Source organism: Streptomyces sp. NPDC059037, assembly GCF_042740015.1.
Taxonomy (GTDB): domain Bacteria; phylum Actinomycetota; class Actinomycetes; order Streptomycetales; family Streptomycetaceae; genus Streptomyces.
On record NZ_JBHYIG010000124.1, the window covers coordinates 1 to 26,862 of the forward strand.

Consider the following 26,862-nt stretch of genomic DNA (forward strand, 5'->3'; position numbering starts at 1 on the left):
TAGAGACTTCCGCCCGGGCGACCCACACACCGCGCGCCCCCCCGAGTGGGGGCGCGCCCCCCCGGGATAAGAGGTTCGCGTGATACGAAGATCAGGCGGGAACGATGTTCTCCGCCTGCAGGCCCTTCTGGCCCTGCGTGACCTCGAAGGAAACCTTCTGACCCTCGACGAGCTCACGGAAGCCCGAGGACGCGATGTTCGAGTAGTGGGCGAAGACGTCGGGGCCGCCGCCGTCCTGCTCGATGAAGCCGAAGCCCTTTTCCGAGTTGAACCACTTCACGGTGCCAGTTGCCATGTCAATCTCCTAAAGACAGGGGCAGAGTACGGATCCCCGCGGTTTTGCGGATATCCCAGCGCTGCAATGACCCCCATCCCGGAAAGACCGGTAAAACAAACAATGCGCCTTCGGAGCATTCCCGTCAGGCGCACATCCTGTTCATGGGTACCAAAACTGCAACACATAACGATAACACGCCCACGGGCGGCCCCTGTTCCGGGCCGCCCGCGTGACCTGCGCCACTCGCCTCACTCCGCCGGTGCCACCGCCCGCTTGGGCAGCGCCAGGCACAGCACCGCGCAGAGCGCGAAGCCCGCAGCCACCCAGGGCATCGCCGTACCGAGCGCTCCGGTCAGGCCCGACGAGGCGTGGCCGAAGAACACCGTGCCGATCAGCGCCGCACCCAGGGCCCCGCCGAACTGCTGGGCCGTGGAGAAGATCCCGGACGCCCCGCCCGCGATGTCGGCGGGCACCGCGGAAAGGACCACGTTCACCAGCGGTACGACGAGGAATCCGAGCCCGGCACCCGCCACCACGAGACCCGGCACCAGCGGCCACGCCCCGGTGTGCCGCTCGCTGGACGCGGCGACCGCCGACCAGACCCAGGCGAAGCCGCCCGCCATCAGGAGCGACCCCGCGACCAGGACCAGGCGCCCGAACCGTGCCGCGAGCCGGTCCGCGACCGGCGCGGTCAGGAAGCCGCCGACGGAGAAGGCGACGGTCACGACGCCCGCCTGCATCGGGGTGTAGCCCTCGCTGCCCTGCAGCCAGATCGCGAAGACCAGGAAGAAGCCCTGCATGCCGAGGGCGAAGAGCAGCTGTACGACGACACCGACGGAGAAGGCGGGCAGCCGGAAGGCGCGGGAGGGCAGCAGCGGGACGGTCGTGTGCGAGCGGCGCCTGCCTTCGACCACCGCGAGGCCGATGAGGGTGAGCACGCCCGCCGCGACGCAGATCCAGCCCCACAGCGGCCAGCCGTTGGCCCGGCCCTGCACCAGCGGCAGCACGACGGCGACGAGCGCCGCGGCCAGGACGAGACTGCCGATGACGTCGGGACGCCCCGCGGAGCGCTCGCGCGTGGCCGGCACGAGGAAGAGCCCCGCCACGAAGGTCGCGGCCGCCACCGGCAGGTTCACCAGGAACACCGAGCGCCAGCCGAGGCCGAAGAGGTCGGCGTCGGTCAGTACGCCGCCGAGGAGCAGGCCGATGGCGGACGCGAACCCCGCCACGGCGCCGTACATCCCGAAGGCGGCGCCCCGCTCCTTGCCCTGGAAGAGCGTCCGCAGCGAGCCGAGCACCTGCGGCATGAGCAGGGCGGCCGTGACGCCCTGCACGGCACGCGCGGCGACCAGCTGGCCGGGCGACTGGGCGATCCCGCAGCCCAGGCTGGCGAGGCCGAAGCCCGCCGTGCCGGCCAGGAAGAGGATCTTGCGGCCGTAGCGGTCGCCCAGGTGTCCGGCGACGATCAGCGTCGCGGCGAAACCGAGGAGGTACGCGGAGACGATCCACTGCAGGGCGCTCTCGGAGGCGCCGAGGTCGCGGCCCATGGACGGGATCGCGACGTTGACGATCGTCACGTCGAGCAGGTCCATCAGCGCGGCGACCATCATCACGGCGGCGGCCGCCCAGCGTCGGGGGTGGGGTGTCGCGCCCAGGGCGGGCGCATCGGTGGTGAGGGTCGCTGTCATGTCGGCTCCAGGGGCTCCAGGGGTGGGCCGCGGATTTATTTCGTTCGGCCTAACGAAAGACTTGCACGGGCCGAAAGATGATCGCAAGTCTTTCGTTCGCCCGAACTAAATATTTGCTACGGTCACCCCATGAGCGGCATCGACGGCATCGACGACACCGACAGCAGCAGCGAGGACGCGAAGACCGGGCGTCGGGACGGGCGCGCCGACGTCCTGGAGCGCCTGACCGCCGCCGGGCGCGAGAACAGCGCGGTGACGGTGATGTTCCACTCCGCCGTCGCCGCCCGGCAGGGCCTCAGCGCCACCGAGAACAAGACCCTCGACCTCCTTGAGCGCGACGGCCCGCTCACCGCGAAGGAGCTTGCCGAGCGGACCACGCTCGCCCCGGCATCGGTGACCGGCCTCGTGGACCGCCTGGAGGGCAAGGGCTTCGTCCGCAGGGTCAAGCACCCCACCGACAAGCGGCGGGTGCTCATCGAGATCCGCCGCGAGAAGCTCGCCGACCTGGCCGCCATCTTCGAGGACTGGAAGCGCGAAGTGGACGAACTCTGCGAGGAGTTCACGGTGGACGAACTGGAGACCGTGATCCGCTTCCTCCAGGGGGCGACCGAGCGCCAGCGCCGGGCGACCGCACGGCTCGCCGAGTAGCGGACACCCAAGGGCCCATATAGGGGCACTCTTTACATCGCGGTGACACCTGTCACCCGCGAGACTAACGACCCGTCAGATAGTCGCCGCACACGCCTTCCCCACGCACGGACGCCCCGCTACCTTCGGCCAAACAATCGCTTGGTTGGTTGAACGACGAGTGGCCATGACCGACCGCTACCGAACGGAAGGCGGCCCCACATGCACATCGCCCGCACGCGCACAGCAGTCGGCGTCGCGATCTCCGCGATCGCCCTGGGCACCCTGCCCGCCTGGGCGGCCCACGCCGAGCCCACGGCCCCCGGGCGCGACACCGCCCGGCACGCCCCGCACCACCCCCGGCCCGCATCCGACGGCGTACGCCAGATCCCGCTCCAAGGAGCCGTCAACGTAAGAGACTTGGGCGGCTATCGCACCTACGACGGGGAGCAGGTCCGTTACGGCCGGGTCTTCCGTGCCGATGCCCTGGCCAAGCTGACCGACGCCGACGTCGGCACCCTCGCCAAGCTCGGCCTGAAGAAGGTCGTCGACTTCCGGGTGCCGGCCGAGGTCAAGTACGACGGCGCCGACCGGCTGCCCTCGGGGCTCACCGCGACCTCCCGTGCGGTGAACGACAACGGTCTCTTCACCATGCTGATGACCGTGATCGGCTCCAAGGACCCCGTCAGACAGGAGGAGATGCTCGGCAACGGCAAGGCGGACGCCTTCATGCGCGACGTCTACCGCACCTTCGTCACCGACGGCACCAACCGCGCGCAGTTCGCGGCGACACTGCGCGACATCGCGCGGGGCGGCGACGCGGCGCCGCTGCTCTACCACTGCACGTCGGGCAAGGACCGTACCGGCTGGACGAGTTATCTGCTGCTTCGCGCCATCGGCGTCCCCGAGCGCACCGCCGTGGCCGACTATCTGGCGTCCAACACCTATCGGGCCGCGTACGACGCGAAGGTGCGCGAGGGCCTCAAGCAGAGCGGGATGATGCAGAATCCCGATCTGCTGATCCCGCTCCAGGAGGTCCGCACCGGATATCTGGAGGCCTCGCTCGACGAGGTGAAGAAGCAGTACGGGAGCCTCGACGGCTATCTGCGCAAGGGACTCGGGCTCGACGCGCTGACGATACTCGCGCTGCGGGAGCGGATGGTCGACTAGGCACTCCGGGCGCGCGCGGCGCAGGGGTCAGGCGGTCACGATCCCCTGCGTCCGCGCCGCCGCGAGCCACGCCGGGAACTCCCCCACCAACTGGTCGTAGAGGCGGTCGTCCGGGACGGCGCGGGGATCGTGGCCCGCGTGGAAGAAGCCCGCGTTGTCGACGGCGCGCTTGGCGGGGACGGCGAGTTCGTCGAGCTTGCGGAGGTAGTCGAACTGCTTGCTCTTCGCGTCACCGAAGCCGATGAACTGCCAGAACAGCGGCAGCTTCGACGCCTTGCACAGGTAGCGCTCGGCGGCGAGCTTGTTGATGGGGCCGCCGTCGGTCTGGAAGACGACCAGGGCGGGCGCCGTGGAGCCGCTGTCCACGTAGTGGTCGATCACGGCGTCCATCGCCAGGTGGTAGCTGGTCTTGCCCATGTGACCGAGCCCGGCGACGATCTCGTCGACCCGGCCGTGGTGGCGTTCGAGGGCGATCTCCGTGACGGCGTCGACGTCCGTGGAGAAGAAGACCGTGGGCACCACGCCGTCGTCGTCGAGGTGCGCGGACAGGCCGAGGACGCGGTCGGCGAGCGCCTGGACGGTGCCGTCCTTGTAGTACGGCTTCATGGAGCCGGAGTAGTCGATGACGAGGTAGACGGCGGCACGCTCGCCCTCAAGGCCGTGCTTGTGGAGGCTGACTCCGGCGCTCTTGTAGAGGCTGACCAGGGCGGGTGCCGCCTCTTCCACCTTGCGCAGACTGATCGCAGGTCCCATGTGCCGCTCCGCTCTGCTGTGCCCTGCTCTGTGCTGCTGGTCGCAGTTCGGCCATCTTATGTACGCCGCCGGCGCGAAGACGTCCCTCTTCATGTCTCCACGTATGCCTGCTAGAAGCATGACTGTTAGAAACAGATGGCGGACCGTGGCGGTACTGGAGGCGTGTGCGACATGAACTCCCGGGCGATCTCATACGGGTTGGACGGCAGGACGGTCCTCATCACCGGCGCGGGGCGCGGCCAAGGGGCCGCGGAGGCGCGGCTCTTCGCGGAGGCCGGGGCGCGGGTGGTGGTGACGGACATCCGGCAGGAGGAGGGGCGCGAGGTCGCCAAGTCCCTCGGCCCGCAAGGGGTGTTCGTCCATCATGACGTCGCGGACGCGGAGAGCTGGGCGGCGGCCGTGGCGCGTTCCCTCGACACCTTCGGCCGCCTAGACGCCCTGGTCAACAATGCCGCGCTATGGCGCACCGCGCCCGTGCAGGACGAGACGTACGAGAACTTCGACGCGCTGATCCGCGTCAATCTGCTCGGGCCGTTCCTGGGGATCCAGGCGGTGCTGCCGGCGTTGCGGGACGCCGGGGGCGGCTCGATCGTGAACGTCTCGTCCACGGCGGGGCTCGTGGGGATACCGGGGCATGCGGCGTACGGGTCGACGAAGTTCGGACTGCGTGGCCTGACCCGGTCCTCGGCGCTCGACCTCGCGCGGTTCGGCGTCCGGGTCAACTCCGTGCACCCGGGGGCGATCGACACGCCGATGATCTCCGCGGCCTCCGCCGTGCGGGACTGGTCCCATCTGCCGCTCGGCAGGATGGGCCGCCCGGAGGAGGTCGGCGATCTTGTGCTGTTCCTGGCGTCGGACGCGTCGTCGTACATCACGGGGGCGGAGTTCACCGTGGATGGCGGGTCGACGACAGGCTGACCGCCCTGCGGGTCAGTGGGGGTCGGAGAAGTACACCGAGCGGAGCTTGAGGCGGTCCGTTGCGGGGTTCCCGTGCGGTTTCAGCGTCCAGGAGTCGCCGGTGCAGTCGTCCTCGGTGAACACCATGGCCCAAGTGTCGGTGTTGTTGTGAAGTCGCCGGTGGCGGCGCTCGCGGAGGTCGGCAGGGTGACGACGAGAGCGGGCGCGCCGAGAGAGGCGGCGACGGTGGGGCGAAGGCGCATGGATTCCTTTTTCGTACGGGAACGGGCGGGCCTCCGGGGAGCCGGTGTCCGCCTGCGCCTTGCCCCGGCAGCGACTCGGCGATGCCTGCGGTCATCCGCGCGGGGCCGCCGCAACGATCCTGCATACGCCGCGTGCGGGCCACCTGCCGTGCGGGCCGCCTCCGGACACCGGCACGCCGCAGCTCACCCCGCCTGCTCCTGAAACGCCGGCAGCTCAAAGATCCGTGTCTTGGCCTCGTCGTCCATCAACTCGACCAGTGGCATGACCAGTTCCCACAGATCCTGCTTGTCGACCTCCAGGGCAAGCGCGTCCAGGTCGGTCGCGGGCAACGCCCCGGCGGCGTCCGCGACCAGCTTCCGGGACTCCTCCGGCAGCAGACCGACCAGCGGCAGGAACTCCGCCCACAGACCAGTGGCCACCACTGCCCGGACGACGCCGGCAAGCACCCCCGCATCCCGCAGGGACGGCAGCACCGCGACCGCCCGCCGCTCCTCCTCCCCCAGCAGCGCCACCAGAGGAAGGAGTGACTCCCACAGGTCCTGCTCGGCCACCGTCGCGACCAGGGAGTCGAGCTCCGGCTGCGGGCGCCCCGCGGCGAGCGAGGCGATACGGCCCCGCTGCTCCCCCGTCACCATCCCGGCCACGGCAAGCGCCTCCGGCCACAGGCCCTCCCCCGACGCCGAGGCGATGACCGACGCGAGCCGCTCCGCGCCCATCAGCTCGATGATCCCGCCGAGCCGCTCCGGCACATCGATCAGGAAACCCGTCCGCAGCACCGCCGCGTCGTCCACCTGCGGCAGGATCCGCCGCAGCGCGGAGTCCCGCAGATGGCCGACGAACCGCCCCATCGTCAGGTGGTCGCCCCGCTCGGCCAGCGCCACCGCGATCCGCACCACCAGGCCCTCGTCGAGCCGGTCGACGATGCCCTTGATCCTGCGCGGGTCGAGATGCCCGCACGACTCCGCGGTGAACGCCACCGGCAGCTTCTCGATGATGTCGGCGGCCCGCGTCGGTTCGAGCCGCCCGGCGACCCCGGCGGCGAGCCGCGGGCCCAGCGCCTTCTGCGAGATCGCGGCCGCGACCCCGGCCGGCACCAGCTTCGTCGCGGACGCGATCCGGTCCAGCATCTCGGGCGTACGGTCGAAGAGCGCCGCGAGGCACTGCTCGCGGAAGCGGCGTACGTCCTCGACGGGCAGCGTCCGCAGGAAGGCGAGCCCGTCCGGCTCCGCATCCAGCAGACGCGCGATCTTCAGGGTCTCCGCCCTGCTCCGCAGCTTGTCCATGGCCTGCTCCCCTCCTGTCGGAACTATCGGAACTACCGGAACTACCGGAACAGAATCCGGCGTACGGGACCCCGCGCCAGCGCCGGCACCAGTTTCAGCGCCTCCTCGGCGGCCTCGTTCAGGCCGGCCGCCCGGCTCTCCCGCTCCCGCTTCAGCGCGTCGGCCAGCAGAGCGAGCTGCTCGGGCGCCAACTGCCCGAAGGATTCCGGTGGTTCGTCCCGCAGCTCCTTGCCAAGCTGCTCCCGCGCTTCGGCGCTCATCAGGCCTCCCAGGACCGGGTACGGCTCCTGAGACTGATGCGCGATTGACTATTAGTCAATAGACCCGGATCCGGAAGGCGCGCTACCGCGCAAGCGCACGTAATCTTGGCCGAATGAAACGTGCTGGTCTCCTCCTTCTCGCCGTCGCCCCGGTCGCCACGGTCGCCGTCTACTTCCTGGGCGGCGACTCGGACAGCGCCGATGCCGGAGCCGGCGGAAAGGCGCCCGGCACCCAGCGGCCGTACGACGAGGACAAGACCGCGGCCGAGCGCAAGGCCGACGACAAGCTGATCGCGAGCCTGCCGCCGGGCCTGGCCGCACCCGCCAAGAAGGAGCTGGCACAGCAGCTCGTGGCGAGCGCGGAGAACTCGACGCTGAACTGGCGCGGCCAGTACGGCTACATCGAGGACATAGACGACGGGAACGGCTACACCGCAGGGATCATCGGCTTCTGCACCGGTACGCACGACCTGCTCACGCTCGTCGAGCGCTACACGAAGGACCACCCGGACAACGGTCTGGCCCGCTATCTGCCCGCCCTGCGCAAGGTCGACGGCAGCGACTCGCACGAGGGTCTCGACCCCGGCTTCACCGAGGCCTGGAAGGCGGAGGCCGCCGAGCCCGCGTTCCGCAAGGCCCAGGACAGGACGCGCGACCGCGTCTACTTCGACCCCGCGGTGCGCCTGGCCAAGCTCGACGGTCTCGGCACCCTTGGCCAGTTCATCTACTACGACGCGATGGTGCTGCACGGCCCCGGCACCGGCCCCCGCGGCTTCTACGGCCTGCGCGAGGCGGCGCTGAAGGAGGCGAACACGCCGGCCCAGGGCGGCAAGGAGAAGGCGTACCTGGACATCTTCCTCGACATTCGCACCAAGGTGATGAAGGAGAAGAAGGCCCACCGCGACACGACCCGCGTCGAGACGGCCCAGCGGCAGTTCCTCTACGACGGCAATCTGGGCCTGAAGACTCCGCTGGAGTGGAAGGTGTACGGGGAGACGTTCAAGGTCCCGTAACCCTGAACGCCGCCCCCACCGGACTCAGCCCTTGACGGCCCCCGCCGCGAGGCCCGACCCCAGCTTCCGGTGCACGATCACGAAGAAGATCATCACCGGCAGGGTGACCAGCGTGGAGCTGGCCATGACGGGACCCCAGGCCGTGGAGTTCTCACCGAAGAACTGGTAGATCCCCACGGCGGCGGTGTACTTGTCGCTGCCCTTCATGAAGGTGTACGCGAAGACGAACTCGTTCCACGCCGTGATGAAGGCGAAGATCGAGGTGGCGACAAGACCCGGCGCGACCAGCGGAAGCAGCACGGACCGGAACATCCGCCACCAGGACGCCCCATCGATGTACGCCGCCTCCTCGACCTCCTTCGGCACGGTCTGGACGAACCCGCGCAGGGTCCAGATCGCGAAGGGCAGCGAGAGCGCGACATACACGATGGTCAGACCGAGCAGCGAGTTGAGCATCTCGTAATCGCGCATCTGGATGAAGAGCGGGATCACGAGCGCCTCGAGCGGCACCATCTGCACGATAAGGACCATGATCAGTACGGAGGTGCGGAAGCGGAACTTGAAGCGGGCCACGGCGATGGCGGCGAACAGCGAGAGCACTCCGGCCGCCAGGATCGTGCCGAACCCGACGATCGCCGAGTTCAGCAGATACGTACCGAAGTTGCCCTTCTCGAACACGAAGCTGAAGTGCTCGAAGCTGAGGCCGCTCGGCAGGACGTCCGAGCCGCGGGTGATCGCCTTCGGGTCGAGTGCCGTGGAGACCATCCAGTACACGGGAAAGAGCGTGAAGCCGAGGAGCGCGGCGACCGCGACCGGCAGCCCGATGCGTCCCGCGAGAGTGGTGCGACGGGCGCTCACAGATCCTCATCCCCCTGCCGGAACAACGTACGGATATAGACGATCGTGATGACGAGGAGCAGCAGCGTGAGCAGCACGGCCGCTGCCGCGCCCGTCCCGTAGTCGTTCTTGGCGAAGGCCTCGATGTACGAGAAGACGCCCAGGTTGTAGACCTCCTCGTTGGAGCCGTCGCCGCCCGGCATCAGATAGATCTGGGTGAAGACCTTGAAGTCCCAGATGGTGGAGAGGATGGTCACCACCAGGAAGACCGGCTTGATCGTCGGCAGGGTGATCTTCCAGAACCGCTGCCAGGCGTTGGCGCCGTCCAGCTCCCCCGCTTCGTAGAGCTCCTTGGGGATCGTCATCAGTCCGGCGAGGACGGTGATGGCGACGAACGGGAAGCCGTGGTGGACGACGTTGAGGGTCGCGATGGCGTAGAACGGCCCGCGCTCGGTGAACCAGTTGGTGGTCTCGGGATCGATGAGCCCCATCGATCCTGCGATCTGGCTGACCATGCCGTCCTGCGGCTGGAAGAGCCAGATCCAGACGTACGTCCCCGTGACGGCGGGCATGGCCCAGGCGGCGAGGATCGCGATGGAGCAGATAAGGCGCCACACCGGACCCAGGCGGTTCAGCAGCAGCGCGACGAGGGTGCCGATGGCGACGGTGAGGCCGACGCAGGCGATCGCGAAGAACGCCGTGTTGGGCAGGACCGTCTGCCACAGGAGTTCGCTGCCGAGCAGGTCGGAGTAGTGCTCGAAGCCGACGTACGTGCCCACTCCGCCGCCGAACTTGACGGCGTAGTCCTGCAGCGAGAGCTTGCCGACCTGGATCAGCGGCCAGAGCAGCAGACCGGCGAGGACGAGAAGGGATGGCGCCAGGAGCAGCCACGGCCGGGCGAGGCCGACCAGCTTCTTCTTCCGGAGGGCCGCTTCGTGTTCGGGACGGGGGGCGGGGCGACGGGCCTTGGCGCTGCCTTCCTTCGGCCCGTCGCCGACGAACGTGTCTTTCACGGTGCCGACTCGCCCTCGCCTACTTGTCCTTGGCGAAGATCGCGTCCATGTCCTTGGCCGCCTTGTCCGCCGCTTCCTGGACGGAGGACTTGCCGGTGAGGATGGACTGCACCATGCCGGGGATGACCTTCGAGGCCTGGATCTCGCCGTACGCCTTGGTCTTGGGGACGGTCGCGCCGGCCTCCAGCATCTGCTTGGCGAACGGCTCGACGAGCGGGTCCTTCTTCGCCTCGATCTTCTCCAGCTCGGAGTTCTGGCCCGGGAAGTAGTTGGTCTCCGTGGCCCACTTGGCGGCGAACTCACCCGTGGTCAGCATCTTCACGAACTCCCAGGCGAGGTCCTTCTTGTCCGTGTTGAACGTGGACAGGTAGGAGCCGCCGAGGAAGGACTTGCTCATGCCGCCGGTCTGGCCGGGGATCGGCACGGCGGCGAGCTTGCCCTTGAGGTCCGGGTTCGCGTCGACGATCGCCTTGGGGGTCCAGTTGCCGCCGACGGCCATGGAGATCTGCCCCTTGTTCCAGGCGTCGCCGACCTCCTTCTCCGTCCAGGTGTTGACCTTGGCGGGAGAGACCTTGTCCTTGGTGGCGAGCCCGGTATAGAACTCGATCCCCTTCACGGCCTCCGGCGAGTTGATCCCGGACTTCCACTTGCCGCCCGACTCGGTGGCGAGTTCACCGCCGGCGCCCCAGATGAAGGGAGCGGCGAACATCTCGGCGCCACCCGCGACCGGGAAGGGAATCATCCCCGGCTCCTTCTCCTTCAGCGTCTTGGCGGCGGCCTGAAGTTCCTTCCAGGTGGCCGGGGCCTTCAGCTTGTGCTTCTCGAAGATGTCCTTGCGGTAGACGATGGAGCGCACACCGGCGTACCAGGGCATGCCGTACTGCTTGCCGTCGAGCGTGCCGGCGTCCTTGAGCCCCTCGACGAGGTCGTCATTGAGCCCGGACTCCTTCACGTCATCCGTCACGTCCACGAGCGCACCGGTCTCGGCGAACTGCGGCACCCAGGTCGTACCGACCTCGGCGACATCCGGGACCTGGTCCTCGCCACCTTCGATCGCGGTGGTGAACTTCTTCTGCGCGGTGGCCCACTGCTGGTACTCGACGTGGATCTTGGCGCCGGTCTTCTTCTGGAAGGCCTTCTCGGCGTCCTTGAAGAAGGGCCTGGCGTCGGGGTTGGTCCCCTCCATGATCCATACGGTGAGGGTCTTGCCCTTGCCGTCGGTCGCCTTGTCGCCGCTGTCGCTCCCGTCATCGCCGCCGCATGCCGTCGCGGTCAGTCCGAGCGTCATGGCGATACCTGCCGCGATGACCCGTCGCTTCATGCCGGCCCCCTCATGGGTTCGTGCTTGGTCCTGCGCCGATCCGTTTGTGGGAGCGATTGTGGCCGCAGGCTCGCGACGCGGTCTAGACCCATTCGGCTAGCGGGGCCGAAACGTGATTTGCGTTGCAGGCAATGCGCGTTGCACATGTTGAAACGCCACGACGCCCGCCCAAGTCCGGTCGGGGACGAGGCGGGCGTCGCTCAGTTCCGTACGCCGTTGTACGGGACGTATGAGGGGTCGTACGAACAAGCCGTACGGGTCAGACCATCAGCGAACGGTCCGTCGGGCGGATCGGGGCCGGCAGGTCGCTCGCCCCGGTGAGGAAGCGGTCCACGCCACGAGCCGCCGAGCGGCCCTCGGCGATCGCCCAGACGATGAGCGACTGGCCGCGCCCGGCGTCACCGGCGACGAAGACACCCGGCACGTTCGTCTGGAACTCGGCGTCGCGGGCGACGTTGCCCCGCTCGTCGAGGTCCAGGGCGAACTGGTCCACCAGGCCGTTCTCGCGGTCCGTGCCCGTGAAGCCCATGGCGAGGGTGACCAGCTGGGCCGGGATCTTGCGCTCCGTACCCGGCTTCTGCGTCAGCTTGCCGTCGATGAACTCCACCTCGATGAGGTGCAGGAACTGGACGTTGCCGTCCTCGTCGCCCTCGAAGTGCGTGGTCGAGACGGAGTAGACCCGCTCGCCGCCCTCCTCGTGCGCCGATGTGACCTTGTAGAGCATGGGGAACGTCGGCCACGGCATGCTCGCCGGACGGTCCTCGCCCGGACGGGGCATGATCTCCAGCTGCGTGACCGAAGCCGCGCCCTGGCGGTGGGCCGTACCCACGCAGTCCGCACCGGTGTCGCCGCCGCCGATGACGACGACGTGCTTGCCCTCGGCGGAGACCGGCGTGGTGACGTAGTCGCCCTCCTGGACCTTGTTGGCCAGGGGCAGGTACTCCATCGCCTGGTAGACGCCCTTGAGCTCACGGCCGGGGACGGGCAGGTCGCGGGCGGTCGTGGCACCCGCGGCGATGACCACGGCGTCGTACCGCTTGCGCAGCTTCGCCGCGTCGAGGTCGCGGCCGATCTCCACGCCCGTACGGAACTTGGTGCCCTCCGCGCGCATCTGCTCGATGCGGCGGTTGATGTGCCGCTTCTCCATCTTGAACTCGGGGATGCCGTAGCGGAGGAGGCCGCCGATGCGGTCCGCGCGCTCGTAGACGGCGACCGTGTGACCGGCCCGCGTCAGCTGCTGGGCGGCGGCGAGACCGGCGGGGCCCGACCCGATGACCGCGACCGTCTTCCCGCTCAGCCGCTCCGGCGCCTGCGGGACGACATCGCCCGTGTCCCACGCCTTGTCGATGATCGAGACTTCGACGTTCTTGATGGTGACGGCGGGCTGGTTGATGCCGAGGACACACGCCGACTCACAGGGCGCAGGGCACAGACGGCCCGTGAACTCCGGGAAGTTGTTCGTGGCGTGCAGTCGCTCCTGCGCGGCCTGCCAGTCCTCGCGGTACGCGTAGTCGTTCCACTCCGGGATCAGGTTCCCCAGCGGACAGCCGTTGTGGCAGAACGGGATGCCGCAGTCCATGCAGCGCGACGCCTGCTTGGAGATGATCGGGAGGAGGGAGCCCGGAACGTAGACCTCGTTCCAGTCCTGGACGCGCTCGCCGACCGGGCGGGTCTGCGCGACCTCGCGGCCATGGTTCAGAAAGCCCTTGGGATCAGCCATTGGTCGCCGCCTCCATCATCTTCTCGGTGATCTCGGTCTCGGAAAGACCGGCTCGCTCGGCGGCGTCCTTGGCGGCGAGCACTGCCTTGTACGTGCTGGGGATGATCTTGCTGAAGCGCTCCACCGAGACGGACCACTCGGCGAGCAGCTTCTCGGCGACCGTCGATCCCGTCTCCTCCGCGTGGCGGCGCACGACGTCGTGCAGCCACTGCTTGTCGGAGTCGTCCAGGGCCTCTACGGCGCCCACGTTCCCGGAGTTGACGTTGTCCCGGTCGAGGTCGATGACGTACGCGACGCCACCCGACATGCCGGCCGCGAAGTTGCGGCCCGTCTCGCCGAGGACCACCGCGTGGCCACCGGTCATGTACTCGCAGCCGTGGTCGCCCACGCCCTCGGACACGACCGTCGCACCGGAGTTGCGGACGCAGAAGCGCTCGCCGGTGCGGCCGCGCAGGAACAGCTCGCCGCCCGTCGCGCCGTACGCGATGGTGTTGCCGGCGATCGTCGAGTACTCGGCGAGGTGGTCGGCGCCGCGGTCCGGGCGGACCACGATGCGGCCGCCGGACAGGCCCTTGCCGACGTAGTCGTTGGCGTCGCCCTCCAGGCGCAGGGTCACACCGCGCGGCACGAACGCGCCGAACGACTGGCCCGCCGAGCCGGTGAAGGTGATGTCGATGGTGTCGTCGGGCAGGCCCGCGCCACCGAACTTCTTCGTCACCTCGTGGCCGAGCATGGTGCCGACCGTGCGGTTGATGTTGCGGATCGCGACCTGAGCGCGGACCGGCTGTGCGTCCGTCGCGCTCGATGCGGAAAGCGCGTCGGCGGCGAGCTTGATGAGCTCGTTGTCGAGTGCCTTCTCCAGCGCGTGGTCCTGGGCCGTGATCTGGTGGCGGACCGCGCCGTCGGGCAGCGCGGGCACGTGGAAGAGCGGCTCCAGGTCGAGGCCCTGCGCCTTCCAGTGGTCCACGGCCCGCTCGGTGTCGAGGAGTTCGGCGTGGCCGACGGCTTCCTCGATGGTGCGGAAGCCGAGCTCGGCGAGGATCTCGCGGACCTCTTCGGCGATGAACTCGAAGAAGTTGACGATGTACTCGGCCTTGCCGGAGAACCGCTCGCGCAGCGCCGGGTTCTGCGTGGCGATGCCGACCGGGCAGGTGTCCAGGTGGCAGACGCGCATCATGACACAGCCGGAGACGACGAGCGGCGCGGTCGCGAAACCGAACTCCTCGGCGCCGAGCAGCGCGGCGATGACGACGTCACGGCCGGTCTTCAGCTGGCCGTCGGTCTGTACGACGATGCGGTCGCGCAGGCCGTTGAGGAGCAGGGTCTGCTGGGTCTCGGCGAGGCCGAGCTCCCAGGGGCCGCCCGCGTGCTTCAAAGAGGTCAGCGGGGATGCGCCCGTGCCGCCGTCGTGGCCGGAGATCAGGACGACGTCCGCGTGGGCCTTCGACACACCCGCGGCCACGGTCCCGACGCCGACCTCGGAGACCAGCTTCACGTGAATCCGCGCCTGCGGGTTCGCGTTCTTCAGGTCGTGGATCAGCTGGGCCAGGTCCTCGATGGAGTAGATGTCGTGGTGCGGCGGCGGGGAGATGAGGCCCACGCCGGGCGTCGAGTGACGCGTCTTGGCGACCCACGGGTAGACCTTGTGTCCTGGCAGCTGGCCGCCCTCGCCGGGCTTGGCGCCCTGGGCCATCTTGATCTGGATGTCGTCGGCGTTGACGAGGTACTCGCTCGTCACACCGAAGCGGCCGGAGGCGACCTGCTTGATCGAGGAGCGCCGCGCGGGGTCGTACAGACGGTCCGGGTCCTCGCCGCCCTCACCGGTGTTGGACTTGCCGCCCAGCTGGTTCATGGCGATGGCGAGGGTCTCGTGCGCCTCGCGGGAGATCGAGCCGTACGACATGGCGCCGGTCGAGAACCGCTTGACGATCTCGGAGGCCGGCTCGACCTCGTCGACGGAGATCGAGGGGCGGTCCGACTTCAGGTTGAACAGGCCGCGCAGCGTCATCAGGCGCTCGGACTGCTCGTTCACGCGGTCCGTGTACTTCTTGAAGATGTCGTAGCGGCGGTTGCGCGTGGAGTGCTGCAGGCGGAAGACCGTCTCCGGGTCGAAGAGGTGCGGCTCGCCCTCGCGGCGCCACTGGTACTCACCGCCTATGTCGAGCGCGCGGTGCGCCGAGGGGACGCCGGACGCCGGGTACGCCTTGGCGTGCCGGGCGGCGACCTCCTTGGCGACGACGTCGAGACCGGCGCCGCCGATCTTCGTCGTCGTACCGCTGAAGTACCGCTCCACGAAGGCCGCTTCGAGACCGACGGCCTCGAAGACCTGGGCGCCGCGGTAGGAGGCGACGGTGGAGATGCCCATCTTGGACATGACCTTCAGGACGCCCTTGCCGAGCGCGTAGATCAGGTTGCGGATGGCCTGCTCGGCCTCGATGCCGGGCAGGAACGTGCCGGCCCGGACGAGGTCCTCGACGGACTCCATCGCCAGGTACGGGTTGACCGCCGCGGCGCCGTAGCCGATGAGGAGGGCCACGTGGTGGACCTCGCGGACGTCGCCCGCCTCGACGAGCAGACCTACCTGGGTGCGCTGCTTCGTGCGGATGAGGTGGTGGTGGACGGCCGCGGTGAGCAGGAGCGAGGGGATCGGCGCGTGCTCGGCGTCGGAGTGCCGGTCGGAGAGCACGATCAGGCGGGCGCCCGCCTCGATGGCGGCGTCGGCCTCCGAGCAGATCTCGTCGATGCGGGCGGCGAGGGCGTCGCCGCCGCCACTGACGCGGTAGAGACCGGAGAGCGTCGCGGCCTTCATGCCGGGCATGTCGCCGTCGGCGTTGATGTGGATGAGCTTGGCGAGCTCGTCGTTGTCGATCACCGGGAAGGGCAGCGTGACGCTGCGGCAGGTCGCGGCGGTCGGCTCCAGGATGTTGCCCTGCGGGCCCAGCGAGGAGTGCAGCGAGGTGACGAGCTCTTCACGGATGGCGTCCAGCGGCGGGTTCGTGACCTGCGCGAACAGCTGCGTGAAGTAGTCGAAGATCAGCCGCGGGCGCTCGGAGAGTGCCGCGATCGGGGTGTCCGTGCCCATGGAGCCGAGCGGCTCGCCGCCGGTCTTGGCCATCGGCGCGAGGATGATGCGCAGCTCTTCCTCGGTGTAGCCGAAGGTCTGCTGGCGGCGCGTGACGGAGGCGTGCGTGTGCACGATGTGCTCGCGCTCGGGCAGGTCGGAGAGCTCGATCTCGCCGGCCTCCAGCCACTCCTGGTACGGGGCCTCGGCGGCGAGGGCGGCCTTGATCTCGTCGTCCTCGACGATGCGGTGCTCGGCGGTGTCGACGAGGAACATCTTGCCGGGCTGCAGACGGCCCTTGCGGACGACCTTCGCGGGGTCGATGTCCAGGACGCCGACCTCGGAGCCGAGGACGACGAGGCCGTCGTCGGTGACCCAGTAGCGGCCGGGGCGCAGACCGTTGCGGTCGAGCACGGCGCCGACCTGGGTGCCGTCGGTGAAGGTGACACAGGCCGGGCCGTCCCAGGGCTCCATCATCGTGGAGTGGTACTGGTAGAAGGCGCGCCGTGCCGGGTCCATCGAGCCGTGGTTCTCCCACGCCTCGGGGATCATCATCAGGACGGAGTGCGGCAGCGAACGCCCGCCGAGGTGGATCAGTTCGAGCACCTCGTCGAAGGACGCGGAGTCGGAGGCGTCCGGCGTACAGATCGGGAAGACGCGATCGAGCTTCTCGGCGCCGAAGAGGTCCGATGCGAGCTGCGACTCGCGGGCCCGCATCCAGTTCCGGTTGCCCTTGACCGTGTTGATCTCGCCGTTGTGCGCGACGAAGCGGTACGGGTGGGCGAGCGGCCAGCTCGGGAACGTGTTCGTCGAGAAGCGGGAGTGGACGAGCGCGACGGCCGAGGCGAAACGGCGGTCGGACAGGTCCGGGAAGAAGGGCTCCAGCTGGCCGGTGGTCAGCATGCCCTTGTAGACGATCGTGCGGGCGGAGAGCGAGGGGAAGTACGTCCCGGCCTCCCGCTCGGCGCGCTTGCGCAGCACGAACGCCTTGCGGTCGAGCTCAAGGCCGGTGCTCTCGCCGTCGGCCACGAAGATCTGCCGGAAGACCGGCATCGTCGAGCGGGCGGTGGCACCGAGCAGCTCGGGGGCGACGGGGACATCGCGCCAGCCGAGGACGGTCAGGCCCTCATCGGAGGCAATCGTCTCGATCTGTGAGACGGCCTCGTCCGCTTCGGAGACGGGCAGGAAGGCGATACCGACGGCGTACGCACCGGCCTCGGGGAGCGCGAAGTCGGCGGCCTCGCGCAGGAAGGCGTCCGGCACCTGCAGCAGGATGCCCGCGCCGTCACCGGAGTCCGGCTCGGAGCCGGTGGCGCCACGGTGTTCGAGATTGCGCAGTACGGTCAGCGCCTGTTCGACCAGCTCATGGCTGGCTACACCGGTGAGGGTGGCCACGAACCCGACACCACAGGCATCGCGTTCGTTACGGGGGTCGTACATGCCCTGAGGGGCGGGGCGACCGTCCATGGGCGACCAGGCGTGCGTACGCATGGGCTCTCCCGTCGTCGTCGTGGCATATGCAGAGCGAGGGACGACGTTGGCCCAGGCAAAATTTCGTGCAGGTTACATGATGGAACGCTTCTCGAAAAGCGGATAGCCCATTCCAGCATGTGGACACCGCTCGGAAAGGTGGGGAGCGGCAGGGAAGGGGCCTATGCGGACAGATCCATGACCGTAGGCCCAGAGCGACACAGGCCTCATTGCCCGCAGCACTTACGGCTCATGCCCGGTGGTTAAGGAATCGAAACCGCCGAGTAACGGCTACTTATGCAGGACCCCGCATAGGACTGCATCGACTCATCCTACGGCGGTACCGAACAAGCTGCCCAGGGCGTACGTCACACCCGCCGCCGCCCCGCCGAGCGCGAGCTGCCGCAGACCGCTGAACCACCAGGAGCGCGCGGTCACCTTCGCAACGACGGCACCGCAGGCGAAGAGCCCGACGAGCGCGAGCAGCACGGCAGGCAGGAGCGAGGTCGCGCCGAGCAGATACGGCAGTACGGGGAGCAGCGCGCCGAGCGCGAAGGCGCCGAAGGAGGAGACCGCGGCGACGGTCGGCGAGGGCAGATCGCCCGGGTCGATGCCGAGCTCCTCGCGGGCGTGGATCTCCAGGGCCTGCTCGGGATCCCTGGACAGCTGCCGGGCGACCTCGCGGGCCAGGCCCGGCTCGACGCCGCGCGACGCGTACAGCTCGGCGAGCTCTCTCTCCTCGTCCGCCGGGTGCTTGCGCAACTCCCTGCGCTCCACGTCCAGTTCGGCCTGCACGAGCTCGCGCTGCGAGGCGACGGAGGTGTACTCGCCCGCGGCCATGGAGAAGGCACCCGCGGCGAGCCCCGCGAGGCCGGTGATGACGATCGTCTGCTGTGCGACCGAGCCGCCCGCGACACCGGTCATCAGCGCCAGGTTGGACACCAGGCCGTCCATCGCGCCGAACACGGCCGGGCGCAGCCAGCCACCGTTCACATCACGATGGGTGTGGTTGTCGCGGTGCGCCTCGTGCAGCGTCGCTTCGGTCTCGATGATCGCCATGGTGTGGACCCCCTCAATAGTTGGACGAGATCTAAAGTACGCGGGAAAAATCCCTCCCGCCAGCAAGGAAGGCCGTACTTACCTGCGAAAACGCGGGTCGGCGGAGGGGGCGGCGACGGCCTCGGAGAGGCGAGCGAAGGAGTGATCTGAGCTCTGGGATGCTCGTGTGAGCACCCCATGTGGCAGGGATGAACCAAGCACCGCATCCAGCGGTACTCGCTCCACCTGCGCTACAGGGAGGCTCGGCATGGCATCCATCGCATGCGTTCCCTCGGTCCCGACGCCCGGCGACGCCGGCGACCTCCGTGAACGGGCGCGCGGCGCGCTGCTCGGCCTGGCGGTCGGCGACGCGCTCGGCGCACCCGCGGAGAACATGAAACCGTCCGAGATCCGGGCCCGCTGGGGCCGCATCACCGGTTACGTCGCCGAACAGCCTGCGGGCACGGACGACACCGAGTACGCGATCTTCTCCGGGCTTCTGCTCGCCCGGCACGGCTCGGCGCTGACCGTCGGGCACGTCGAGGCCGCCTGGCACGAGTGGATCGCGGACCTGGACGAGGGCCCGTTCCGCGGCGCGGGCTTCAGCGAGCGCGGCACGCTGGAGAACCTGCGGCGCGGTCTCGCCGCCCCGATCTCCGCCCAGCACCGGCACGCCTGGAGCGACGGCCTGGCGATGCGGGCCGCGCCCTTCGGGGTCTTCGCCGCGGGCCGGCCGGCCGAAGCGGCCCGCCTCGTCGCGATCGACGGCTCGGTCAGCCATGACGGCGAGGGCATCTACGGCGGGCAGGCCGTCGCGGCGGGGGTCGCGGCGGCGATGGGCGGCGCGCCGGTGGACTCCGTGGTGGCCGCCGCGCTGTCCGTCATCCCGGAGGACTGCTGGACGTCGCGCTCGCTGCGGCGGGCGGTGGCGGTGGCGCACCGGGGGGAGCGGGCGGTGCGCTCCGCGGTGGTGATCGGGGGCTACCCCTGGACCGACCTCGCTCCGGAGGCGGTGGGCCTCGCCTTCGGCGCGTACGCCTCGGCGGCGGGCCGCTTCCGGGGGGCGGTGCTGACCGCGGTGAACATGGGGCGGGACGCGGATACGACTGCGGCGGTTGCTGGGGCGCTGGCCGGGGCGTCCTGCGGGGTTTCGGCGATTCCCCTGCCGTGGCGGGCGGGGGTCGGCCCCGTGCGGGGGAGCTGTCTGCCTTCCATGCGGGGGTATCACGTACTGGACGTGGCTGAGCTGCTCACGCCTTCAGGGGAGGCGTGGTGACCGCGGACAAGCCCGCCGCTCCGCGGCGGATCTCTCCCACCCACCCACCCGTTCACCCGGCAGTCGACTCCCTTGCCGTGGGCAGCGGTTCCGCCCCCGTCGCCTCGGCTGTGGGCAGCAAGACCACCTCCGCCGTTCCCGCTGTGGGCAGGCGTTCCGCAGGGCGGAACGGGTGGGCACAGCCCACGATGCCGGGTGCCGATGAGCAAGACGTCCACCAAGGCCAAGGGCCCGCGAGTCGCACCGAGGGGCTCCTCCTAGGCCTCGCGGCGGGCGACGCCGCCGGTTGGCCCGCCGCCCGCCACCGGGCAAGCCGCATGCCCGAGTGGACCCGCCGGCTCACCCGCGAACTCGACACCTTCGCCGAGCAGAACGCAACCACCACCCTCCCCGTCCCCATCGCCCTCAACCAGCCCCCGGAACCCCTCCGCCTCGGCCCCTCCGACGACGCCGAATGGGCCGCCTTCACCGCCGAATCACTGCTCCGCGCGGCGGACGGGACACTCGACCCCCAACTGCCCCTGGACCGCCGGGTCCGCGCGGCCCTGGACCTCGCCTGGAGCGCCCTCGCCGGCGAAATCGCCGCCGCAGCGGCCCGCGCCCCCGAGGTCGAGTCCGCCGTACTCCCCCTCCGCGCCCGCATCTCCGTACGCGCGGGCCTCGGCAATCTCGCCACCGGCCTGCGCCCACCCGCCACCGGCCACGACAACCCCCACTTCTTCGACGACGCCGCCTGCGTACGCGCCTGCGTCCTCGCCCTGGTCCACCCGGGCGACCCCGAACAGGCCGCCGCCCTCGCGGAGTTCGACGCCCGCTACACCCAGGACGGCGACGGCGTGCACGGCGCCCGCGCCATGGCCGCGGCGATCGCCGCGGCACTCAGCGGAGCGGACGTCGACGCCGCCGTGGACGCCGCCCTCGCCCTGCTCCCCGAGCACACCGAGATCGGCCGCAACGCCTGGCACGCCGTCAAACTCGCCCGCACCCAGGCAGAGGAGGACGGCGCGTTCGGCATCGTCCCCCTCCTGGAGCACCAGATCGTCGACCACGTCTACAGCTACGGCATCGCCGCCGCCGAGACCGTCCCGGTCGCCCTCGCCCTGACCACCGCCGCCCGCGGCCGGATCCGCGACGCGGTGCCCGCCGCCGCGTGCCTCTCGCGCGTCGCGGACTCCGCACCCGCCCTCGCCGGCGCGCTGACCGGCGCGCTCGGCACGGCGACCGCCATCCCCGAAGCCTGGCGCGACGCCTGCCGCACCCTCTCCGGCTGCGCGCTCCCCCGCCTCGCCGGCACCGATCTGGTGGAACTCGCCGGGCACCTGGCAGCCACGGAACCGACCACCCCAGGAGGACAATCCCGACATGACGCAAGCAATGGAACCACCAGCGGTATCGCTCCCTGAACGCGTCACCGCCTGCCTCGTCGGCGCCGCGGTCGGCGACGCCCTGGGCGGCCCCGTCGAGGGCTACTCCCCCGAGCAGATCCTCGAACGGCACGGAGGCCGCGTACACGGCGTCGTCGGCCCCTGGAACGCCGAGCGCTGGCGCACCGCGCGCCCCATCGCGCCGTACCACAAGGGCGACGGACACATCACCGACGACACCTTGATGACCCACGCGCTGATCCGCGTGTACGCCGCGGTCCGCGACCACTTGGACGCCTACGCCGTCGCCGACCACCTGGTCCCCGACCTGATGACGAACCCCCGCTGGATCCCGGAACTCGAGGCCGATGCCCTCCCCCTCCAGCGGATCTTCCTCGCCGAGAAGTGGCTCGTCGCCCGCATCCACTACGGCCACGTCGACCCGCGCGAGGCGGGCACCGGGAACATCGTGAACTGCGGCGCCGCGATGTACATGGCACCGGTCGGCCTCGTCAACGCGGCGAACCCGGCGGGCGCGTACGCCGAGGCGCTCGACATCGCGGGCGCGCACCAGTCGTCGTACGGACGGGAGGCCGCCGGAGTCTTCGCGGCGGCGGTGGCGGCGGCGTGCGTACCGGGCGCCACACCGACCTCGGTGATCGACACCGCCCTCTCCCTCGCGAAAGACGGAACGCGGTCCGCGATCGAGGAAGCGGCCGAAGTGGCCTCCCATCACCGGGAGTTCGAGACCGCGCTGGCCCCCCTCCGCACCGCGGTCACCCCCTTCGACACGGTCGGCCCCGACTACCGCAACCCGTCCCTCGGCGCCCGCCGTCCATCGCGCCTCCACTCCATCGAGGAACTCCCCATCGCCCTCGCCATGCTCCTGATCGGCGACGGCGACTACCGCCACACCGTCCTCGGCTCGGTCAACTACGGCCGGGACTGCGACTCCATCGCGACGATGAGCGGCGCGATCGCGGGCGCACTGGGCTCCGGCGCCCCGCCCGAGTGGGCCAAGACGGTGGCGGAGGCCAGCCGCCTGGACCTACAGGCCCCCGCGACCACCCTGACGGAGGTCACCCGGGAGATCTTCACGCGGGACGTACACCGCCGCCGCGCCCACGAGTCGGCGTACACGGCCCTGACGGCAACAACATGATCCGCCTCACCTGGGTCCAGCCGGAGGACCTACTGGGCCATGAACTCCGCCAGGCGCAAGAGGAGGGCCGAGACACCACCACGATCCAGACCCGCTGGCTGGCAGCAGGGGGCACGCTGGCCCCACCCCGCGCGGGCGCCTCATCACCACCGGCCCCGGCTCACCTACGCACCCTGGCCGAGCACCTACTGACCGAACTATCAGAACTCACCGCCCCGCTGTTGTGGGCAGGCGTTCCGCACGGCGGAACGGGTGGGCACAACCCCACCCACCGAGCACCGACCAAGCAGCCCAAGGGTGTAACCAGAAACCGCCTACACGCCGCGTGGCTCGGCAGAGCCGCAGGCTGCCTCCTCGGCAAACCAGTGGAGAAACTCCCCCTCGCCGGCATCCGAAGCCTCGCCAAAGCAACAGGCAACTGGCCCCTGAACACCTGGTTCACGGCAGCATGCCTCCCCCAGGACCTCAAAAAGGACTACCCCTGGAACAAGCGCTCCGCAAAGACCTCCCTCGCCGAGAACATCACCGGCATGCCCGAGGACGACGACCTCAACTACCCCCTCCTCAACCTCCGCCTCCTCCAACGCCACGGCAAAACCTTCACCACCACGGACGTGGCCAGGCTCTGGCTGGACGAACTCCCCGCGGCCCGCACCTTCACCGCCGAACGCATCGCCTACCGCAACCTCCTCAACGGCATCGAACCCCCGCACACCGCCACCCACCACAACCCCTTCCGCGAATGGATCGGCGCCCTGATCCGCGCCGACGTCCACGGCTGGACCAACCCCGGCGCCCCCGCGAAAGCCGCCGAACAGGCCCACCGCGACGCGGCCCTCACCCACACCGCCAACGGCGTGTACGGCGCGATGTTCGCGGCGGCCACCATCGCCGAGGCGGCGGCAGGCACCGACGACGTCCACCACTGTCTGCGCACCGGCCTCACCGTCGTACCCGAGGACTCCCGTCTCGCCCGAGCCGTCCGCCACGGCATCCAACTGGCCCGAGAACAGCGAGACTTCGACCACGTCGTGGACGAGCTCCACGCCACCTACGGCCACTACCACTGGGTCCACGTCGTCCCCAACGCCGCCCTGCTGGCCGCGGCTCTCACCCACGCCGAAGGCGACTTCACCGGCTCCATCACCCGCGCCGTCTCCGGCGGCTGGGACACCGACTCGAACGGCGCCACCGCGGGCTCGATCGCGGGCCTGCTCGCCGGCCACCCGGACAAGCTCCCCGACCGCTGGACCTCCCCGCTAGAGAACCGTCTCGCCACCTCCGTCACCGGCTTCGACGGCATCGGCTTCGACACCCTCGCGGACCTCACCACCGAACTCGCCCATGAGATCCAGGAGACAGACCTCCCATGACCCACATCGCCGTGCTCGGCAGCACGAACATGGACCTCATCGCGTACGTGGCCAAGGCGCCGCAACGCGGCGAGACCGTCACCGGGCGGGAGTTCCGCACGCTCCCCGGCGGCAAGGGCGCCAACCAGGCCGTCGCCGCGGCCCGCGCCGGCGCCGACAACGTATCGATGATCGGCGCGGTCGGCGCCGACGCCTTCGGCACCCAGCTCCGCAGCACACTGGAGCACTCCGGCGTCGACACCGACCTGCTGCGCACCGTCGACACCGCGGCCACCGGCACGGCCCACATCGTGGTCGACGACGAGGGCGGCAACGCGATCGTCGTCATCCCCGGCGCCAACGGCACGCTCACCGCACTGGCCCCCGGCGACGAGGGCCTGATCGCATCGGCCGACACCCTGCTCCTCCAGCTGGAGATCCCCGTGGAAGGGGTGCTCGCCGCGGCTCAGGCCGCCCGCAGACACGGCGTACGCACCGTCCTGACCCCGGCTCCCGCACAGCAGCTGCCGCCCGAACTCCTCGCCGCCACCGACCTGTTGGTGCCCAACGAACACGAGGCGGCCACCCTCACCGGCATCACCGACCCGCACGCGGCGGCCAAGGCGCTGCTCGACCAGGTCCCCGAGGTCGTCGTCACCCTGGGCGCGCGCGGCAGCCTGTACGCGGCCCGCGACGCCGAACCGGTCCTCGTGGAGGCACCGCACGTCACCGCCGTGGACACGACCGGCGCGGGCGACACCTTCGTCGGCACCCTCGCGGTGGCGCTCGCCGAGGGCCGCTCGGTGCCGGAGGCACTCGCGTGGGCGTCGACGGCGGCGGCGCTCTCCGTCCAGCGGCCCGGGGCCTCGGCGTCCATGCCGTACCGCTCGGAGATCGACAACGAGGCGAACGGCGCAGCATCATGACAGCACAGGCACCCCTCACCGGCCTGCGCGTACTCGATGTCGCGACCCTCTTCGCAGGACCGCTCGCCGCGACGATGCTCGGCGACTTCGGCGCGGAGGTCGTCAAGGTCGAGCACCCCACGCGCCCCGACCCGTCCCGCGGCCACGGCCCGTCGAAGGACGGCGTCGGCCTGTGGTGGAAACTGCTGGGCCGCAACAAGCGCACCATGACCCTCGACCTCTCGACGCCCGGCGGCCGCACCACGCTCCTGCGACTCGCCGCGACCGCCGACGTGATCATCGAGAACTTCCGTCCCGGCACCCTGGAGAAGTGGGACCTGGGCTGGGAGGAGCTGAGCGAGGCCAATCCCCGCCTGGTCCTGACCCGCGTCACGGGCTTCGGCCAGTTCGGCCCGTACGCCCGCCGCCCCGGCTTCGGCACGCTCGCCGAGGCGATGAGCGGTTTCGCCGCGGTCACCGGAGAACCGGACGGGTCGCCGACCCTTCCGCCCTTCGGCCTCGCCGATTCGATCGCGGGTCTCGCGACGGCGTACGCGGTGATGACGGCGCTCGCGGCACGCGACCGCACGGGCCGTGGCCAGGTGGTGGACATGGCGATCATCGAGCCGATCCTCACGGTCCTCGGCCCGCAGCCGCTCTGGTACGACCAGTTGGGCCATGTACAGCCCCGCACGGGCAACCGCTCGACGAACAACGCGCCCCGCAACACCTACCGCACGGCGGACGGGAGTTGGGTCGCCGTCTCCACCTCCGCGCAGTCGATCGCGGAACGCGTGCTGCGGCTTGTGGGCCGCCCCGACCTGATCGCCGAGCCCTGGTTCGCGAGCGGCGCGGACCGGGCAGGCCACGCGGACGTGCTCGACGAGGCGGTCGGCGGCTGGATCGCCCGCCACACCCGTGCGGAGGTGATCGAGGCGTTCGAGAAGGCGGAGGCCGCGGTCGCCCCGATCCAGGACGTACGCGACGTCATGACGGACCCGCAGTACGAGGCCCTGAACACCGTCACCACCGTCCCCGACCCGGAGCTGGGGCCCCTGCGCATGCAGAACGTCCTCTTCCGGCTCTCCGAGACACCGGGCGGCATCGGCTGGGCGGGCCGCCCGCACGGCGCGGACACGGATGCGGTCCTGACGGAACTCGGCCTGTCCGAAGGGGAGATCACCGAGCTGCGCAAGGCGGGCGCCCTGTGAGAGACATGCCGCTGACCTGGCTGTACGCTCCCGGCGACCGTCCGTCCGTGGTGGCGAACGCGCTGCTCGCGGGCGCGGACGTCGTCATCGTCGACCTGGAGGACGCGGTCGGCCCCGACCGCAAGGAGTACGCGCGATCGGCGACGGCCGACCTTCTCTCTGAGCCTCCGCCCGTCCCGGTGCACGTCCGTGTGAACGCCCTGGACGGCCCGCTCGCCGGGGCCGATCTCCGGGCGATCGCGCACCTTCCCGGCGTCTCCGGGCTTCGCCTGCCGAAGGTGACGTGCGCCGCCGATGTCGTCCGCGTCGCCGAGCAGGCGGCCCCCGCGGACGGCGGCGCCCCGGCCCTGCACGCCCTGCTCGAATCGGCCGTCGGTCTGGAGCACGCGTACGCCATCGCCACCGCGCACCCGGCCCTGCACGGCCTGTCCATCGGCGAGGCGGATCTCCGCGCGGATCTGGGAGTACGGGACGACGCGGGCCTCGACTGGGCGCGGGCCCGCGTGGTGGTGGCCGCGCGGGCGGCGGGGCTCGCACCGCCGGCGCAGTCGGTGTACCCGGACATCCTCGACCTGCCGGGGCTCGCCGCGTCCTGCGCCCACGGCCGCGCCCTGGGCTTCCTGGGCCGCGCCGCGATCCACCCCCGGCAGCTTCCGGCGATCGAGCGGGCGTACCTCCCCACCCCGGAGGAGGTGGACCGCGCCGAACAGATCCTCAAGGCGGCGGCAACGGAATCGGGAGCACTGGCCCTCCCGGACGGCACGTTCATCGACGCGGCGGTGGTGGAGGAGGCTCGGCGGACCCTCTCCCTCACCCACCGCGAACTCTGACCCCACAGCTCGGCCTCCCCCCTTTCCCACCCACCCGCCCGATCACCCCGCACCACACCCCCACCGAACC

General features: G+C 70.2%; 22 protein-coding genes. 11 read left to right on the forward strand and 11 right to left on the reverse strand.

What is annotated here, in order from left to right; genetic code table 11:
• Positions 1–91: 91 nt before the first annotated feature.
• The gene (locus tag ACFWY6_RS24390) at positions 92–295 is read right to left on the reverse strand and encodes a cold-shock protein (RefSeq protein ID WP_055556530.1); all 204 of its coding nucleotides are present in this window, start codon (positions 293–295) and stop codon (positions 92–94) included.
• 230 nt (positions 296–525) lie between these two features.
• Positions 526–1,965, reverse strand: a complete 1,440-nt coding sequence (locus ACFWY6_RS24395; protein WP_384694063.1) for an MFS transporter — start codon at positions 1,963–1,965, stop codon at positions 526–528.
• 129 nt (positions 1,966–2,094) lie between these two features.
• On the opposite strand from ACFWY6_RS24395, the gene ACFWY6_RS24400 reads away from it, so the two are divergent.
• Positions 2,095–2,613 (forward strand): MarR family winged helix-turn-helix transcriptional regulator, encoded by a 519-nt coding sequence (locus ACFWY6_RS24400; RefSeq protein WP_384694066.1) that lies wholly within the window; start codon positions 2,095–2,097, stop codon positions 2,611–2,613.
• A gap of 201 nt (positions 2,614–2,814) precedes the next feature.
• Entirely contained in the window at positions 2,815–3,762 is a 948-nt protein-coding gene (locus ACFWY6_RS24405; RefSeq protein WP_384694069.1) for a tyrosine-protein phosphatase, read from the forward strand.
• A gap of 27 nt (positions 3,763–3,789) precedes the next feature.
• On the opposite strand, the gene ACFWY6_RS24410 is transcribed toward ACFWY6_RS24405, so the two are convergent.
• Positions 3,790–4,515: a vWA domain-containing protein gene (locus ACFWY6_RS24410; RefSeq protein ID WP_384694072.1), complete on the reverse strand. Its 726-nt coding sequence runs from the start codon at positions 4,513–4,515 to the stop codon at positions 3,790–3,792.
• Positions 4,516–4,686: 171 nt separating this feature from the next.
• Here ACFWY6_RS24410 and ACFWY6_RS24415 point away from each other — a divergent pair, with 171 nt between their 5' ends.
• A complete protein-coding gene (locus tag ACFWY6_RS24415) occupies positions 4,687–5,433 on the forward strand; it encodes an SDR family NAD(P)-dependent oxidoreductase (RefSeq protein WP_384694075.1) in 747 nt (248 codons plus the stop codon).
• Positions 5,434–5,858: 425 nt separating this feature from the next.
• Here ACFWY6_RS24415 and ACFWY6_RS24420 read toward each other — a convergent pair whose 3' ends face one another.
• Entirely contained in the window at positions 5,859–6,959 is a 1,101-nt protein-coding gene (locus tag ACFWY6_RS24420) for a hypothetical protein (RefSeq protein WP_384694078.1), read from the reverse strand.
• A 41-nt stretch (positions 6,960–7,000) separates the two neighbouring features.
• Positions 7,001–7,219 (reverse strand): hypothetical protein, encoded by a 219-nt coding sequence (locus tag ACFWY6_RS24425; RefSeq protein WP_384694080.1) that lies wholly within the window; start codon positions 7,217–7,219, stop codon positions 7,001–7,003.
• 113 nt (positions 7,220–7,332) lie between these two features.
• Between ACFWY6_RS24425 and ACFWY6_RS24430 the strand changes: the two genes are divergently transcribed.
• Positions 7,333–8,232: a chitosanase gene (locus ACFWY6_RS24430; RefSeq protein ID WP_384694083.1), complete on the forward strand. Its 900-nt coding sequence runs from the start codon at positions 7,333–7,335 to the stop codon at positions 8,230–8,232.
• Positions 8,233–8,256: 24 nt separating this feature from the next.
• Here ACFWY6_RS24430 and ACFWY6_RS24435 read toward each other — a convergent pair whose 3' ends face one another.
• The 6 genes from ACFWY6_RS24435 to ACFWY6_RS24460 form a co-directional block, all read right to left on the reverse strand.
• Positions 8,257–9,090 carry a carbohydrate ABC transporter permease gene (locus tag ACFWY6_RS24435; RefSeq protein ID WP_384694085.1) on the reverse strand — a complete coding sequence of 278 codons (834 nt, stop codon included), beginning with the start codon at positions 9,088–9,090 and terminating at the stop codon, positions 8,257–8,259.
• Positions 9,087–10,082, reverse strand: a complete 996-nt coding sequence (locus ACFWY6_RS24440; protein ID WP_360763363.1) for a sugar ABC transporter permease — start codon at positions 10,080–10,082, stop codon at positions 9,087–9,089. Before ACFWY6_RS24440 ends, ACFWY6_RS24435 begins: the two co-directional genes overlap by 4 nt.
• Before the next feature lie 19 nt (positions 10,083–10,101).
• Complete coding sequence (locus ACFWY6_RS24445; protein WP_384694088.1) at positions 10,102–11,403, reverse strand: sugar ABC transporter substrate-binding protein; 1,302 nt, start codon at positions 11,401–11,403, stop codon at positions 10,102–10,104.
• Between the two features lie 259 nt (positions 11,404–11,662).
• A complete protein-coding gene (locus ACFWY6_RS24450; RefSeq protein WP_384694090.1) occupies positions 11,663–13,123 on the reverse strand; it encodes a glutamate synthase subunit beta in 1,461 nt (486 codons plus the stop codon).
• A complete protein-coding gene (gltB, locus tag ACFWY6_RS24455) occupies positions 13,116–17,675 on the reverse strand; it encodes a glutamate synthase large subunit (RefSeq protein ID WP_384694092.1) in 4,560 nt (1,519 codons plus the stop codon). The genes ACFWY6_RS24450 and gltB overlap by 8 nt, the downstream gene beginning before the upstream one ends.
• A gap of 306 nt (positions 17,676–17,981) precedes the next feature.
• A complete protein-coding gene (locus tag ACFWY6_RS24460; protein WP_384694094.1) occupies positions 17,982–18,713 on the reverse strand; it encodes a VIT1/CCC1 transporter family protein in 732 nt (243 codons plus the stop codon).
• A 247-nt stretch (positions 18,714–18,960) separates the two neighbouring features.
• On the opposite strand from ACFWY6_RS24460, the gene ACFWY6_RS24465 reads away from it, so the two are divergent.
• From ACFWY6_RS24465 to ACFWY6_RS24495, 7 genes are all read left to right on the forward strand, one after another.
• The gene (locus ACFWY6_RS24465; protein WP_384694097.1) at positions 18,961–19,968 is read left to right on the forward strand and encodes an ADP-ribosylglycohydrolase family protein; all 1,008 of its coding nucleotides are present in this window, start codon (positions 18,961–18,963) and stop codon (positions 19,966–19,968) included.
• Positions 19,969–20,156: 188 nt separating this feature from the next.
• Positions 20,157–21,371, forward strand: a complete 1,215-nt coding sequence (locus tag ACFWY6_RS24470) for an ADP-ribosylglycohydrolase family protein (protein ID WP_384694113.1) — start codon at positions 20,157–20,159, stop codon at positions 21,369–21,371.
• Positions 21,331–22,494: an ADP-ribosylglycohydrolase family protein gene (locus ACFWY6_RS24475; protein WP_384694099.1), complete on the forward strand. Its 1,164-nt coding sequence runs from the start codon at positions 21,331–21,333 to the stop codon at positions 22,492–22,494. The genes ACFWY6_RS24470 and ACFWY6_RS24475 overlap by 41 nt, the downstream gene beginning before the upstream one ends.
• Complete coding sequence (locus tag ACFWY6_RS24480; protein WP_384694102.1) at positions 22,491–23,867, forward strand: ADP-ribosylglycohydrolase family protein; 1,377 nt, start codon at positions 22,491–22,493, stop codon at positions 23,865–23,867. Before ACFWY6_RS24475 ends, ACFWY6_RS24480 begins: the two co-directional genes overlap by 4 nt.
• Entirely contained in the window at positions 23,864–24,772 is a 909-nt protein-coding gene (rbsK, locus tag ACFWY6_RS24485; RefSeq protein ID WP_384694105.1) for a ribokinase, read from the forward strand. Before ACFWY6_RS24480 ends, rbsK begins: the two co-directional genes overlap by 4 nt.
• Positions 24,769–25,962, forward strand: coding sequence for a CaiB/BaiF CoA transferase family protein (locus ACFWY6_RS24490; protein ID WP_384694108.1), 1,194 nt, complete (start codon positions 24,769–24,771; stop codon positions 25,960–25,962). The genes rbsK and ACFWY6_RS24490 overlap by 4 nt, the downstream gene beginning before the upstream one ends.
• Positions 25,959–26,792 (forward strand): HpcH/HpaI aldolase/citrate lyase family protein, encoded by an 834-nt coding sequence (locus tag ACFWY6_RS24495; protein ID WP_384694110.1) that lies wholly within the window; start codon positions 25,959–25,961, stop codon positions 26,790–26,792. Before ACFWY6_RS24490 ends, ACFWY6_RS24495 begins: the two co-directional genes overlap by 4 nt.
• Positions 26,793–26,862 lie beyond the last annotated feature (70 nt).